This is a genomic window from Rhizorhabdus antheiae (genome assembly GCF_049889055.1).
Taxonomy (GTDB): Bacteria; Pseudomonadota; Alphaproteobacteria; order Sphingomonadales; family Sphingomonadaceae; genus Rhizorhabdus.
In genome coordinates, this window is record NZ_JBLTWO010000001.1 from 677,193 (window position 1) to 691,439 (window position 14,247).

Here is a 14,247-nt window from a genome sequence, read left to right on the forward strand (position 1 = left end):
ACCGCCTTCCGATCAGTCGAACAGGCTGGAAACCGAGCTTTCGTCGGCGATGCGCTTGATCGCCTCACCGAGCAGCGGGGCGATCGTGAGGTGGCGGATCTTGCTCGCTTCGGCAACGGCCGGGGTCGCGCCGATCGAATCGGTGATGACCAGTTCGAGCAGCTCCGACTTCTCGACGCGGGCGACGGCGCCGCCCGACAGCACGCCATGGCTGACATAGGCGACGACGTCCTCGGCTCCCGCCTTGCGCAGCGCGGCTGCGGCATTGCAGAGCGTGCCCGCCGAATCGACGATGTCATCGACGAGGATGCAGAAGCGGCCCGACACGTCGCCGATGATGTTCATCACCTCCGATTCGCCCGGCCGTTCGCGGCGCTTGTCGACGATCGCCAGCGGCGCGTTGTCGAGGCGCTTGGACAGCGCGCGGGCGCGTACCACACCGCCGACGTCGGGTGACACCACCATCAGGTTGCGGCCCGCGAAGCGCGCATGGATGTCGGCCGACATCACCGGTGCGGCATAGAGATTGTCGGTCGGGATATCGAAGAAGCCCTGGATCTGCCCTGCGTGCAGATCGACCGACAGGACGCGGTTGGCGCCGGCGGTCTCGAGCAGGTTGGCGACCAGCTTGGCCGAGATCGGGGTGCGCGGGCCGGGCTTCCGGTCCTGCCGGGCATAGCCGAAATAGGGGATGACGGCGGTGACGCGCTTGGCCGACGCGCGCTTCAGCGCATCGATGCAGATCAGCAGCTCCATCAGATTGTCGTTCGCCGGATAGCCGGTCGACTGGATCACGAACACGTCCTCGCCGCGAACATTCTCGTGGATCTCGACGAAAACTTCTTCGTCGGCGAAGCGGCGGACGCTCGCCTCCGTCAGCGGCAGTTCGAGATAGGAGGCGATCGCCTTGGCGAGCGGCTGGTTCGAATTGCCGGTCAGAAGCTTCATAGATCTATCCCCGTTCGGGCGGTGTGGGCGGAAGACTCGGGGGCTCTTAGTCGCAAGGTGCCCTTGGGGGAAGAGGGTGGCTGAACCGATCATATCCGCCTAAGAGCCCGCCATGGTCGTCACCCGCTTCGCTCCCTCCCCCACCGGCCGGCTGCATGTCGGCAACATCCGCACCGCACTCCACAACTGGATGTGGGCGCGCGCCAATGGGGGCCGCTTCCTGCTACGGCTCGACGACACCGATGCCGAGCGTTCGACCGAGGAGAACGTCGTCGCGATCCGCGACGATCTCGCCTGGCTCGGCCTTTCGCCCGATGGCGAGGCGCGGCAGTCCGACCGTTTCGCGCTGTATGAGCGCCGTTTCGAGGAACTGCGCGCGCTGGGCCGGGTCTATCCCTGCTACGAGACCGCCGAGGAGCTGGAACTCAAGCGCAAGATTCTGGCCGGCCGGGGTCTGCCGCCGATCTACGACCGCGCCGCGCTGGAGCTCGACGATACGAAGCGGGCCGCACTCGAAGCCGACGGCCATCGGCCGCACTGGCGTTTCCTGCTCGACCATGAGGAGCCGATCCGCTGGGACGACCTGATCAGGGGACCGCAGCATCTCGATCCGAGCCGCCTGTCCGACCCGGTCATCCGGCGCGCCGACGGAAGCTGGCTCTACATGTTGCCCAGCGCGATCGACGATATCGACATGGGCATCACCCATGTCGTGCGCGGCGAGGACCATGTCACGAACACCGGTCTGCAATTGCAGATGTTCTCCGCACTCGGCGCGACGGCGCCCGCCTTCGCGCACGAAGCCTTGCTGGTCGGCAGCGAGGGCAAGCTGTCGAAGCGGCTCGGTTCGCTCGGCTGCGACGCGTTTCGCGAGGAAGGGATCGAGCCGATCGCACTGATCGCGCTGCTCGGACGGATCGGCACCAGCCTGCCGGTGGAGCCGGTCGCCTCGCCCGACGCGCTGTTCGCCGATTTCGACTTCGCCCGCTTCGGTCGCGCCCCTGCGCGCTTCGATCTGGATGAACTCAAGGCGCTGAACGCGCGCATCCTGCACCTGCTCGACCATGCGGCGGTGGCGGAGCGACTTCCGGTGGGCATGGATGCCACGGCCTGGCAGGCGATCCGACCCAATCTGACCCGGCTGTCCGACGCCGCCGACTGGTGGGGCGTGGTCGAGGGTGCGGTGGAGAGTGCGCTGGGCGACGAGGATCGCGCCTTCGTGCTTCGGGCGGCCGAGGTGGCGGAGAGTATAGCCTGGGATACGGGCGTCTGGAAGGCACTGACCAGCCAGTTGAACGCTGCCACCGGGCGCAGGGGCAAGGCGCTGTTCCTGCCGCTGCGGCTCGCGCTCACCGGCCGCGAACATGGGCCGGACATGAACGCGCTGCTTCCGCTGATCGGCCGCGATCGGGCGATCGCGCGGCTGCGCTCCGCCGGAGCCTGAGCCCCGGCGCACGCTTTCGTCGTCAGAAGCGGTTCGACGGCGCGATCAGTCCGACCAGCAGGTAGAGCAGGATCGTCGAGCCGACGCCGCAGAGCGTCAGCAGGACAGCCGCGACACGGATCAACGAAAGATCGATCCCGCTATAGTCGGCAAGACCGGCGCATACGCCCATGATCTTGCCCTGGCTCTTGTTGAGGCGGAAGCGGTCGGTGCGGACGGACATGGCAATTTCCTTTGCTTGGCAGGACGGGTCAGAGGAGGACGGGGCGCTCGGCCGACGTCGGCGTCGCGGAGCAGAAGCAGTTCGCATTCGCCGGTCCCAGCGCCGTCGCCAGACAGGCAAGGCTGAAGAGCAGCGCACCGCCGACAGCGAGCAGGAAACGCCGTGCGTCGCTCATCTCGGTGTTGGTGTCGAACATGGTCAGGCTCCCTTTGATCGGCCCCCTCGGCCGGATGCCTGAAGCTTTGCAGGAGGCGTGCCAAATGCCCCGAGCCAGGAAATTCGGGGTGGAAATCTCGATCAAGGCCAGACAACCTCGAAAGATACGCCATTTTTCTGGAAAAATCGCCAACGAACGGCACATAGGCCCGGATCATGTTTCGCAGTTCGGAGGTTATGGATCCCCGCCTTCGCGGGGATGACGCGAGGGCAGCCGGCAGCCGGTGGCCAGCGTCCTGGTCGGTGGCAGACATCGGGCGATGCTGACCGCGCCGACCGGTTCCGGCGCCCGCCATTCCGGGCGCCGGGCTGGCGCAGCGAGCACGCCTCGCCTATCTTGGCTCCATGGCCATTTTCCCCCGCCCGTCGACCCCGCGCGCTTTCCTCTCCGATCTCAAGGCCTTTTGGGGCCAGCAGGAACGGCACAAGCTGCTGATCGCGGTGATATCGGCGCTGATGCCGATGATCATCGTCTGGGGTTTCTACGTCGATTCGAAGACCGAAAAGCCGAAGGCGCAAGTGATCTTCGTCGAAAGCTGGCCGTCCAGCCGCACCGATGCCGAGATCGAAAAGCAGAATATCGCTGACCAGAAGGTCCGCGACGCCCGGCGCAAGGAGAAGCAGGAAGAATATCGCCGCCTCGCCGACAAGCTGGGCATCGACTATTGATCGCCACGCGCGAAGACGACCGCCGATGGATGATGGCAGCGATATCGCTTGCCGGACGGGGACGGGGTCGCACCGCCCCCAATCCCAATGTCGGCTGCATCATCGTCCGTGGCGGGCGCGTGATCGGACGCGGCGTGACACAGACCGGCGGCCGCCCCCATGCCGAAGCCCAGGCCCTCGCTATGGCGGGCAATGTCGACGGCGCTACCGTATATGTCACGCTGGAGCCCTGCGCTCATGCCTCCTCACGAGGGCCCGCCTGCGCCGACCTGATCGTGGCGGCGTCGCCCGCGCGGGTCGTCGTTGCGCTGACCGACCCCGATCCGCGCACCAACGGCCGGGGGATCGCCCGGCTGCAGGCTGCGGGCATAGCGGTGACGACCGATGTGGCGACAGCGGAGGCTCGCCGGTCGATGGCTGGCTTCCTTGCCCGCCAGGCATCGAACCGGCCCCATGTCACGCTCAAGCTGGCGACATCGCTCGACGGGTGTATCGCGCTCGCGGACGGGAGCAGCCGCTGGATCACCGGCGCCGCCGCCCGGGCGCATTGCCATGTCGAGCGCAGCCGCCACGAGGCGATACTGGTCGGTCGCGGTACTTTCGATGCGGACGCACCGCGGCTCGACGTTCGGCTGCCGGGCCTCGCCGAGCGCAGCCCGCGACGCCTGCTGCTGACGCAGGGCGCGGCGCCCGAAGGCTGGACCGCCATCGCGCGGCCCGAAGCGATAACGGAGCTCGACGGGATCGATCATCTGTTCGTCGAAGGCGGGGCTGCGACGGCCGCGGCCTTCCTGCGCGCGGATCTCGTCGACCGGCTGCTGCTCTACACCGCACCGATCCTGATCGGCGGCGGCCGGCCGGCGATCGCGGATATCGGCCTCGGCGATCTCGCATCGGCACATGGCCGCTGGTGCATGACCGACACGCGCATGCTTGGCAGGGACCGCCTCACCATCTACGAACGCTGCTGACATGTTCACCGGAATCATCACCGACATCGGCACCATCGTCGCGACCGAGCAGCGCGGCGACCTTCATGTGCGCATCGCCTGCTCCTACGACACGGGCTCGATCGACATCGGTGCCTCGATCGCCTGTTCGGGCGCGTGCATGACGGTGGTCGAACTCGGACCCGACTGGTTCGCCATCGACATCAGCGGCGAAAGCGTATCGCGCACCGCAGCCGACCGCTGGGTGACCGGTCGCAAGCTCAACCTCGAACGCTCGCTCAGGCTGGGCGACGAACTGGGCGGCCACATCGTGACCGGCCATGTCGACGGCGTGGGTATGGTCGCGTCGATCAGCACCGACGGCGATTCGAAGCGCTTCGAGATTCGCGCACCGGCCGAGCTCGCTCCCTATCTGGCGGAGAAGGGTTCGATCACGGTCGACGGCGTCTCGCTGACGGTCAACACGATCACCGACCAGCCCGACGGCAGCACTCTGTTCGGCCTGAACATCATCCCGCACACCGCTGCGGTGACGACGATCGGCCTGCTTGAAGTCGGCGACAGCGTAAATCTCGAGATCGACGTGCTGGCCCGTTATCTGCGGCGCATGGAGCAGCTCCGCACCCTGGCCTGACGAGAGTATCACATTTCAATGTGATTTAATCGTTGCGATGTCATCTTGATGTGATATCGCCGCACCTATGAGCACCGAACTGATCGATCGCATCCGCCATGCCGTGTCCGAACGCGGCGTTTCCCGTTCCGGCCTGGCCCGCGCTGCCGGGCTTCACCCCAATTCGCTGCGGTCGCTCGACGACCCGGACTGGAATCCCACGGCGGACACGCTCAAGAAGCTCGAGCGTTACCTCTCCTATTCGGGCCTGTCGCCGATCGAGGAGATCATCGATGAGGCGCGCAACGGCCGCATGTTCATCCTCGTCGACGATGAGGATCGCGAGAATGAGGGCGACCTCATCATCCCCGCACAGATGGCGACCCCCGACGCGATCAACTTCATGGCGAAATATGGTCGCGGGCTGATCTGCCTGTCGATGACCAAGGAGCGGGTCGACCAGCTCGGCCTGCCGCTGATGAGCCGCAACAACGGCACCCGCCACGAAACCGCCTTCACCGTCTCGATCGAGGCCCGCGAGGGCGTTACGACCGGCATATCCGCCGCCGACCGCGCACGCACCGTGGCGGTCGCGATCGACGCGTCGAAGGGGCCCGAGCATATCGTGACCCCCGGCCATGTCTTCCCGCTGGTCGCCAAGCCCGGCGGCGTGCTGATCCGCGCGGGGCATACCGAAGCTGCGGTCGACGTTGCCCGCCTCGCGGGGCTCAACCCCTCGGGCGTGATCTGCGAGATCATGAACGATGACGGGACGATGGCGCGGATGGACTCGCTGGTCGAGTTCGCCCGCACCCACAAGCTCAAGATCGGTACGATCCGCGACCTGATCGCCTATCGCCGCAAGCACGACCATCTGGTCGAGAAACGCACCGAGACGCGCTTCACCAGCCGCTGGGGCGGCGAGTGGAAGCTGACCACCTTCTACAACAAGGCGACCGGGACCGAGCAGACCGCGCTGGTTATGGGCCATATCGATCCGGACAAGCCGACGCTGGTCCGCATGCACCTGCTCAACCCCTTCGCCGACATCTATGGCGAGAAGGGCCCGCGCAGCGACCTGATCGAACGCTCGATGGAGATGATCGCCCAGGAAGGCGCCGGCGTGATCGTCATCCTCAACCGCCCGATGAGCGGCTGGATGACCCGCGCGGTCGAGGCGCGCGAGACCGGTGACACATCGGCGATGGACGAGCTGCGCGATTATGGCGTGGGTGCGCAGATCCTGACCGAACTCGGCGTGCAGGACATGATCCTGCTCACCAATTCGCACCACACGCTGATTGCGCTGGACGGCTATGGTCTGTCGATCGTAGGCGAGCGGCCCATTCCCGCCGCCTGACAGGAGCTAGACCATGGCCAAGATCCTCATCGTCGAAGCGCGCTTCTACGATCATCTGAACGACATGCTCCTCGACGGCGCGCGCACCGCGATCGAGGAAGCGGGCCACCGCCACGAGACGGTCACCGTACCGGGCGCGCTCGAAATCCCCGGCGCCATCGCGATGGCGGCGGAGAGCGGTCGTTATGACGGCTTCGTCGCGATCGGCGTCGTGATCCGGGGCGAGACCTATCATTTCGAGGTGGTCTCGAACGAAAGCGCACGCGGCCTGATGGCGCTGTCGATGGACGGTATCGCGATCGGCAACGGCATCATCACCGTCGAGAACGAAGCCCAGGCGCTCGCCCGCGCCCGCCGGTCGGAAAAGGACAAGGGCGGCGAAGCAGCCAAGGCCGCGCTGCGCATGCTGGAACTGCGCGAGACATTCGGCGCCTGACCCGACCGAAACTGGTCGCCGGTCGCCGACGCGGCGCACCCGCGATCCGGTCTTTCCCTTGCCGCGGCGGAAGATGATGGTCACCCGATGAGCAGCGCGTCGCCCGCCAATCCCCCCGTTGCACGCGCCTATGCCGCGATGGTGATCGCGAATCTCGCGCTCGCCTTCGGGCCGTGGTTCGTCCGCCTCGCGGACACCTCATCGATCGCATCAGCCTTCTGGCGGCTGGCGCTCGCCTGCCCACTGCTGTTCGTGATGACCCGGATCGCCAGACAGCCGATCCCCCGCCTGTCGCTCGGCATGATCGGGACGATCGCGATCGGTGGCCTGTTCTTCGCGGCCGACCTCGGCGCCTGGCATGTCGGCATCCACCACACCAAGCTCGCCAACGCGACCCTGTTCGCCAATCTCGCCGGCTTCCTGCTGCCTGCCTTCGCCCTGATCGCGACGCGCAAGCTGCCCGACCGCATGCAGGCATTCGCCTTGCTGCTGGCGGCAATCGGCACTGCACTGCTGCTAGGCCGGTCCTATCAGCTTGAAAGACGCTACTTGACCGGCGACCTGCTCTGCATCCTCGCCGGGCTCCTGTACACCGGCTACATCATCGCCCTGTCGAAGGCGCGGGGCATGCTGCAGCCTATGCCGGTGCTGCTAATCTCTACGATGGCTGGCATGCTGCCGCTGCTGCTGTTCGCCTGGTTCGACGGCGGCCCGATCCTGCCGCGAGACTGGACACCACTTCTGCTGCTGGCGATCGGCAGTCAGGTCGTCGGGCAGGGCCTGATGGTCTATGCGATCGGCCATCTGCCGCCGCTGGTAATCGGGATCGGCCTGCTCATCCAGCCCTTCATCGCTGCCCTTATCGGCAGCGTGCGTTATGGCGAGATGTTGGGCATTCTCGATCTCGCCGGAGGTCTCGCCATCTGCGCGGCCCTGGTGCTCGTCCGGGCCGGTGGTACTGGTCAGCATACGCTCGAAAAGCTAAGGGAACAGCCATGATTACTGCCGCCGACATGACCCTCGACGAGCTTCGGCTGGCCTTGGCCGAGCGCCTGCCCACCCATGCCGTCTTCGACGGCTGGAGCGCCACCGCGCTCGCCAATGCCGCAGAGGAGCTCGACGTCCCCGCCGACCGTGCCGCCCTGTGTTTCCCCGGTGGCGCTATCGAGATGATCGACGCCTGGTTCGCCACCATCGACGCGGCGATGACGGAGCAGCTCCAGCCGCTCGACCTCGGCGCGATGAAGATACGTGACCGTATCCGCACCGCCCTGCTCGTCCGGCTCGACGAAGCCACCCGCCAGCCCGACGCCCTGCGCCGCGCGATCACCCAGCTTGCGCGTCCGCGCCACGCAGCGCGCGCGGTCAAGCTGGCCTGGCGCGCGGCCGATTCGATGTGGCGCGCGATCGGTGACACCAGCGTCGATATCGCCTGGTACAGCAAGCGGACGACGCTGGCCGCGCTCTATACCTCGGTTCTGACCGCCTGGATGGACGACGACAGCGAGGATTTCGCCGACACGCGCGCCTTTCTCGATCGCCGGATCGACGATGTGATGCGGTTCGAGAAATTCAAGGCCAGGCTGAAACCCGAGCCCGACCGGCATTTTAGCCCGGTCCGCTTCCTGGGGCGGCTGCGATACCGCCTCCAGGCCTGATCGGATAGCTTATTTTGCCATGGGGGATGGCAATGACGCAGGCTTATTGATAATCACTCGCATCATGGATGTGGATGCAGAGACGATGAGCCTCGACAGGCTGCCGCTGGGAACCGGTGGCGCCATCATCGGGGTGCGCTGGGACCAGCTCGACGAGCGCGACGCGCGCCGCCTGCGCGAGTTGGGCGTGGACGAGGGCGTTTCGGTCGAGAAACTGCACAAGGGGCCGTTCGGCGCCGATCCCATCGCCTGCCGCATCGGCCGCATGACCGTCGCGCTGCGCAGCATCCAGGCTTCGGCCATCCTCGTCGGGCCTCGATCGGCATCATGACGCCGACCCCGCTGATCGCGCTCGCCGGCAACCCCAATGCCGGCAAGAGCGCCCTGTTCAACGCCCTTACCGGCGCCCGACAGAAGGTCGGCAATTATCCCGGCGTGACGGTGGAGCGGAAGTCGGGACGGATGGCACTCGACGATGGCCGCCCGCTCGAGTTGCTCGACCTGCCCGGCACCTACAGCCTGACGCCATCGAGCCCCGATGAAGCCGTCACCCATGATGTACTGCTCGGCAGACAGCGGGGCGAGCGCCTGCCCTCTGCCCTGCTCGTGGTCGTCGACGCGACCAATCTCGACAATCATCTGCGCTTCGCGCTGCAGCTGATCGACCTCGGCCTGCCGACGGTGATCGCGCTCAACATGGTCGACATGGCCGAACGCGACGGCCTGCGCATCGACGCCGACCGGCTCTCGGCCGAACTCGGCGTGCCGGTCATCCCGACCGTCGCCGTCCGTCGGAAGGGCATAGACGAACTCAAGGCTGCGCTCGGCGGTATGGCGGCGACGCAGGCGAGCCGGCCGGTCCGCGAACCTTCGAACGACCATGACGCGCTGGTCGCGCTCCAGCGGCGCGCGCGCGCGATCGCCGCCGCCGCGACGACCGAGGAGAATTTCCGCCTGCGCTGGACGCACCGCGCCGATGCGGTCGCGCTGCATCCGGTGATCGGCCCCGTCCTGCTCGCGACGATCCTGTTCGTGATGTTCCAGGCGGTCTTCGCCTGGTCTGCAGCGCCCGCCGATGCGATCGACGGCGCCTTCGTCGCCTTGCAGGGCGTGGTCAACGACCGGATGGCCGATGGCTTCGTGCGATCGCTGATCGCCGAAGGGCTGATCGCCGGTGTGGGCGCGGTGATCGTGTTCCTGCCGCAGATTCTGATCCTTTTCCTGTTCATCCTGCTGCTCGAAGCGTCGGGCTATATGGTCCGCGCAGCGTTCATCATGGACCAGCTGATGGCGCGCGTCGGCCTGTCGGGCCGGGCCTTCATCCCGCTCCTGTCCTCCTTCGCCTGCGCCATTCCGGGAATCATGGCGACGCGGACCATCGACGATCCCAAGGACCGGCTGACGACGATCCTGATCGCGCCGCTGATGACCTGTTCGGCGCGCCTGCCGGTCTATGCCGTGATCATCGCGGCCTTCATCCCCGAGCGGACCGTCGGGCCCGGCATCGGCTTGCAGGGCCTCGTCCTCTTCTGCCTCTACATCGCCGGCATCGCCGGCGCGATGCTCGCCGCCTTCATTCTGCGTCGGACGGTGACCAAGGGGCCGGCCCCCGGCTTCCTGATGGAGATGCCGCGCTACCAGATGCCGATCCTGCGCGACGTGCTGCTGGGCCTTTGGCAGCGGGCGATCATCTTCCTGCGCCGCGCGGGCACCATCATCGCCGCGACGACCGCCGTCCTGTGGCTGCTCGTCTCCTACCCCAAGGCGCCTGCGGATTATGCACAGCCGACGATCGACTATTCGGTCGCGGGCCGGATCGCAGGTGCCCTGGAGCCAGTTTTCGCACCGGTGGGGTTCAACCGGGACATGGCACTGGCGCTGATCCCCGCGATGGCCGCGCGCGAGGTCGCCGTTTCGGCGCTCGCCACCGTCTATGCCGTCGATGCCGAGGATGAGGCGGTGCAGGAGCAGTCGCTGGTCGAACGCCTGCAGGGCCGATGGTCGCTGCCGACCGCTTTGGCCTTCCTCGCCTGGTTCGTCTTCGCGCCGCAATGCGTGTCGACGATCGCGGTCGTGCGGCGCGAGACGAACAGCTGGAAATGGACCGGCTTCATGCTGGCCTATTTGTTCGGTCTGGCTTACATCGCGGCAGGCGCTACCTATTGGAGCGCGCTAGCTTTAGGTTTGTAGGGAGGCCCGCGTGGCAGGCAGCGTTAACAAGGTGATCCTCGTCGGCAATCTCGGTCGCGACCCGGAAAGCCGCTCCTTTGCCAATGGCGGCAAGGTGGTGAACCTGCGCATCGCCACGTCGGAGCAGTGGAAGGATCGCAGCACCGGAGAACGTCGCGACAAGACCGAATGGCATTCGGTCGCGATCTTCAACGAGGCGCTGGCCGGCGTCGCCGAGCGCTATCTGCGCAAGGGCAGCAAGGTCTATCTCGAGGGGCAGCTCCAGACCCGCAAATGGACCGACCAGCAGGGCCAGGAGCGCTACTCGACCGAAGTGGTCCTTCAGGGATTCAACGCGGTGATGGTGCTCCTCGATCGCCCCGATGGCGGTGGCGGCATGGGCGGCGGTGGCGGCGGCGGATCCGCTGCTGGCGGCAGCTGGGGCGACGATGACGGCTATGGCAGCAGCTTCGGTGGCGGCAGCGGCGGCGGCGGTGGCGGCTTCGGCGGCGGCAGTCGCGGCGGTGCGCCGGCAGGCGGCGGCCGCAAGTCCGATCCCTTCGATGTCGGCGACCTCGACGACGACGTTCCGTTCTAATAGCGCGGCTGCGCGACCGGTCCTGCCGATTACCCGATGAACGGTTGCCGCGCCCGGTACACCGGGCCTCTCCCCGCTTGCACGGGAAGCGGGGGAGCGTATTTTCCTGCAATGCGTGACCCCGTCCCTTTCGGTCTGGTGAGATGAGCCCCTCGCTGCCGATCCTCAGGTCGCCGCCCTTTCCCGGCACGGCCCCCGCTACGGCGGCCATCAGCCGGCGTCTTCCGCTCGCGCCGGTGCGCGACGCAATCCCTCCCCAGCTAAGCGGGCGCGCACGACTGGTCCGGGAGCGGATCGTGGAAGCGCGTATCGGTGGCCGTTTCTGGGCCGCCGGCGACGCTAATGTCTGGAACCCTGTAGCGCGCGGCGAACGACTGGCGTTCGCCGGAGACGACGAGCGCGGCCTGCTCGCGCTGATCGCCGGCGCGTCGGTCGACTGGACCAGTCCCGGCCCCTTTGCCGATGTCGCGCGCAGCACAGATCCGGACGCGCTCGATCGGGCGGTGATCCACTGGCTGATCGATAGCGTGGAGTATCGCGATCCTTATTCTGGCCGGCCGGTCGCGATCGAAGCCGCGATCGACCAGCTCGCCTTCTGGCGGCAAGTGATCGACCGCAATCGCGGGCTCGTCGCCGCAGCCGGCATCGCGCGCTGGAAGCGACGCGAGGTCGAAGCGATGCTCTGGCCCGGCGACAACCTCGTCTTCGCCGGCAATGCTGCAGACGCCGTCGAAGCCGCTTTGCGAGCGAACGGCGACATCGCGGTCTGGCCGTCAAAGGCGCCGCGCGGGCTTGCCGAGGAAGCCGCAGCCCGTGGCGTGCGCGTGCATCCAGTGGAGGACGGCTTCCTCCGCTCGGCCGGCCTGGGGAGCGACTGCCACCCGCCGCATTCGATCATCTTCGACCGTGCGGGCCTCCACCTCGACCCCAACCGCCCCTCCGACCTCGAGGCCATGATCGCAGGCCCAGCTGATCCGGCACTGCTCGCCCGTGCGGAACGGCTCATGCGGTCGCTGGTCGACGCCGGGATCAGCAAATATGCGAGCGGCGGGGATCCCTGGGAGCGGCCGGTCAAGGACCGCCGCATCGTCCTCGTGACCGGCCAGGTCGAGGACGATCTGTCGGTGCAGCTCGGCGGAGCCGGGGTCGAGGGCAATCTCGACCTGATCCGTCGCGCACGCGCGGCCGAGCCCGATGCCTGGCTCGTCTTCAAGCCGCATCCCGATGTCGACGCCGGCCATCGCCGTGGTGCGATCCCCGATGCCGTCGCTTTGCGCCATGTCGATCAGGTCGTCCGCGACGTGCCGATGGCATCGATGCTCGATGCGGTCGATGCCGTGCATGTCCTGACCTCTCTCGCGGGGTTCGAGGCACTGATTCGCGGCTGCGACGTTGTGACCCACGGCCAGCCCTTCTATGCAGGATGGGGATTGACGCGGGACCTCGCGCCGCCCATTGAGCGCAGACGGGGCCGCAACGTAACGAAGGCGCAGCTTGTGGCGGCAACTTTGATTCTCTACCCGCGCTATCTCGACCCGGTAACGAAGCTCCCCTGCCCTCCCGAAATCCTCGTGGAGCGCCTTGCAGCAGAGCCGGAACCGCGCGAGACGCTGCTGACCCGCCTGCGCCGCCTTCAGGGCCGCCTGCGCCGCACCCTCTCCGTCGCGGGAGGCCGGGCTTGAGGCTTCACGACATCGCCAAGCAGCGCTTCCTGTTCCTGCAGGGGCCGCCGGGACCCTTCTTCGACCGGCTCGGCGCATCGCTGCGCCAGCACGGCCATGCGGTCCACCGGATCAATCTCAACGCCGGCGATGTCGCCTCCTGGTCGGGTCCGGCGGTCGATTATCGCGGCACCGCAGAACGCTGGCCGAGTTTCGTCGATGATTTTCTGGTCCACCATCGGATCACCGACCTGATCCTGTTCGGCGACTGCCGGCCGCTGCACAATGCCGCACGCGGCATGGCACGGCTGCGCGGCGTGCGCGTCCATGTGTTCGAGGAAGGCTATATCCGGCCCGACTGGGCGACGCTCGAACTGGACGGCGTCAACGGGCATTCCTCGCTGCCGCGCGATCCGAACTGGTATCTGAAGGCGGCGCGCACCCTGCCGCCGCTGGCCAAGCGCCCGACCGTGCCGTCGCGTTTCCGTCGCCGGGCACAGGAAGCCACCAGCTATTATGCCCGCACCTCGCTCGGCCGCTGGCGCTTCCCGCACTACAAGTCGCACCGCGACCGCTCTGCGGTGACCGAGGCGCTCGGCTGGCTCAAGCAGTTCGCGCTGCGCAAGCTGCAGGAAGGCCGGGCCGAGAACGTCCTCGCCCAGCTCGAGGGCAAACGCTATTTCGCGCTGCCGCTGCAGCTGTCGTCGGACCACCAGATCCGCGTCCATTCGCTGTTCGGCACGATGCAGGCGGGCGCCTCCTATGTGATCGAGAGCTTCGCCCGCTCGGCGCCCGACGACACCTATCTGCTGGTCAAGGAACATCCCCTCGACAGCAGCCTGTTCAGCTGGCGTCGGTTCATCCGGCGCGAGGCGCGGCGACTGAACGTCGAGAATCGCGTGCTGTTCACCAAGGGCGGCCGGATCGACGACATCGTCGAGAATTCGCTGGGTGTCGTCACCGTCAACAGCACGACGGGCACGTTGGCGCTGGCATCGGGCATTCCGGTGATCACGCTCGGCCAGGCGGTGTACAACATCCCCGGCATCACCTTCCAGGGTCCGCTGGACAGCTTCTGGAGCGATCCGACTCCGCCAAGTGCGAAGATCTGGGACGCTTTCTCCCGCGTGCTGCAGGCGCGCTGCCTGGTCTATGGCGGCTTTGCCAGCGACGAGGGCATCGAGATGCTGGTCGAAGGATCGATCGCGCGGCTGGTCGAAGCGTCGAAGATCGTCGACATCGGCTCCTATCTGGGCGGTGCGGCACAGATCGCCGCCGAATAAGGCGCGCCTCCTGCCCGAT

16 protein-coding genes are annotated in these 14,247 nt (G+C 67.0%); 13 read left to right on the top strand and 3 right to left on the bottom strand.

Features of this window, described 5'->3' with window-relative positions:
• Positions 1 to 12 precede the first annotated feature (12 nt).
• Positions 13 to 948 (bottom strand): ribose-phosphate pyrophosphokinase, encoded by a 936-nt coding sequence (locus tag ACNI3R_RS03120; protein WP_426179806.1) that lies wholly within the window; start codon positions 946 to 948, stop codon positions 13 to 15.
• Positions 949 to 1,060: 112 nt separating this feature from the next.
• Here ACNI3R_RS03120 and gltX point away from each other — a divergent pair, with 112 nt between their 5' ends.
• A complete protein-coding gene (gltX, locus tag ACNI3R_RS03125; protein WP_426179808.1) occupies positions 1,061 to 2,392 on the top strand; it encodes a glutamate--tRNA ligase in 1,332 nt (443 codons plus the stop codon).
• A 22-nt stretch (positions 2,393 to 2,414) separates the two neighbouring features.
• Here gltX and ACNI3R_RS03130 read toward each other — a convergent pair whose 3' ends face one another.
• Positions 2,415 to 2,615 carry a PspC domain-containing protein gene (locus tag ACNI3R_RS03130; protein WP_426179810.1) on the bottom strand — a complete coding sequence of 67 codons (201 nt, stop codon included), beginning with the start codon at positions 2,613 to 2,615 and terminating at the stop codon, positions 2,415 to 2,417.
• A 28-nt stretch (positions 2,616 to 2,643) separates the two neighbouring features.
• Complete coding sequence (locus ACNI3R_RS03135; RefSeq protein ID WP_426179812.1) at positions 2,644 to 2,811, bottom strand: hypothetical protein; 168 nt, start codon at positions 2,809 to 2,811, stop codon at positions 2,644 to 2,646.
• A 365-nt stretch (positions 2,812 to 3,176) separates the two neighbouring features.
• Between ACNI3R_RS03135 and ACNI3R_RS03140 the strand changes: the two genes are divergently transcribed.
• From ACNI3R_RS03140 to ACNI3R_RS03195, 12 genes are all read left to right on the top strand, one after another.
• Complete coding sequence (locus tag ACNI3R_RS03140) at positions 3,177 to 3,500, top strand: hypothetical protein (RefSeq protein WP_426179813.1); 324 nt, start codon at positions 3,177 to 3,179, stop codon at positions 3,498 to 3,500.
• A gap of 29 nt (positions 3,501 to 3,529) precedes the next feature.
• Positions 3,530 to 4,471 carry a bifunctional diaminohydroxyphosphoribosylaminopyrimidine deaminase/5-amino-6-(5-phosphoribosylamino)uracil reductase RibD gene (gene ribD, locus ACNI3R_RS03145; protein WP_426179815.1) on the top strand — a complete coding sequence of 314 codons (942 nt, stop codon included), beginning with the start codon at positions 3,530 to 3,532 and terminating at the stop codon, positions 4,469 to 4,471.
• 1 nt (position 4,472) lies between these two features.
• Entirely contained in the window at positions 4,473 to 5,084 is a 612-nt protein-coding gene (locus tag ACNI3R_RS03150; RefSeq protein WP_426179816.1) for a riboflavin synthase, read from the top strand.
• Between the two features lie 67 nt (positions 5,085 to 5,151).
• Positions 5,152 to 6,423: a 3,4-dihydroxy-2-butanone-4-phosphate synthase gene (gene ribB / locus ACNI3R_RS03155; protein WP_426179818.1), complete on the top strand. Its 1,272-nt coding sequence runs from the start codon at positions 5,152 to 5,154 to the stop codon at positions 6,421 to 6,423.
• Between the two features lie 13 nt (positions 6,424 to 6,436).
• On the top strand, positions 6,437 to 6,859 hold the full coding sequence (ribH, locus tag ACNI3R_RS03160; protein ID WP_426179819.1) for a 6,7-dimethyl-8-ribityllumazine synthase: 423 nt from the start codon (positions 6,437 to 6,439) through the stop codon (positions 6,857 to 6,859).
• An 87-nt stretch (positions 6,860 to 6,946) separates the two neighbouring features.
• On the top strand, positions 6,947 to 7,858 hold the full coding sequence (locus ACNI3R_RS03165) for a DMT family transporter (RefSeq protein ID WP_426179821.1): 912 nt from the start codon (positions 6,947 to 6,949) through the stop codon (positions 7,856 to 7,858).
• Entirely contained in the window at positions 7,855 to 8,517 is a 663-nt protein-coding gene (locus ACNI3R_RS03170; protein ID WP_426179823.1) for a COQ9 family protein, read from the top strand. The genes ACNI3R_RS03165 and ACNI3R_RS03170 overlap by 4 nt, the downstream gene beginning before the upstream one ends.
• Positions 8,518 to 8,581: 64 nt before the next feature.
• Positions 8,582 to 8,848: a FeoA family protein gene (locus ACNI3R_RS03175; RefSeq protein ID WP_374650094.1), complete on the top strand. Its 267-nt coding sequence runs from the start codon at positions 8,582 to 8,584 to the stop codon at positions 8,846 to 8,848.
• Complete coding sequence (gene feoB, locus ACNI3R_RS03180; protein ID WP_426179826.1) at positions 8,845 to 10,707, top strand: ferrous iron transporter B; 1,863 nt, start codon at positions 8,845 to 8,847, stop codon at positions 10,705 to 10,707. The genes ACNI3R_RS03175 and feoB overlap by 4 nt, the downstream gene beginning before the upstream one ends.
• Positions 10,708 to 10,717: 10 nt before the next feature.
• Positions 10,718 to 11,284, top strand: a complete 567-nt coding sequence (gene ssb, locus ACNI3R_RS03185) for a single-stranded DNA-binding protein (RefSeq protein ID WP_426179827.1) — start codon at positions 10,718 to 10,720, stop codon at positions 11,282 to 11,284.
• 296 nt (positions 11,285 to 11,580) lie between these two features.
• On the top strand, positions 11,581 to 12,966 hold the full coding sequence (locus ACNI3R_RS03190; RefSeq protein WP_426179829.1) for a capsular polysaccharide export protein, LipB/KpsS family: 1,386 nt from the start codon (positions 11,581 to 11,583) through the stop codon (positions 12,964 to 12,966).
• The gene (locus tag ACNI3R_RS03195) at positions 12,963 to 14,228 is read left to right on the top strand and encodes a capsule biosynthesis protein (RefSeq protein ID WP_426179830.1); all 1,266 of its coding nucleotides are present in this window, start codon (positions 12,963 to 12,965) and stop codon (positions 14,226 to 14,228) included. Before ACNI3R_RS03190 ends, ACNI3R_RS03195 begins: the two co-directional genes overlap by 4 nt.
• Positions 14,229 to 14,247 lie beyond the last annotated feature (19 nt).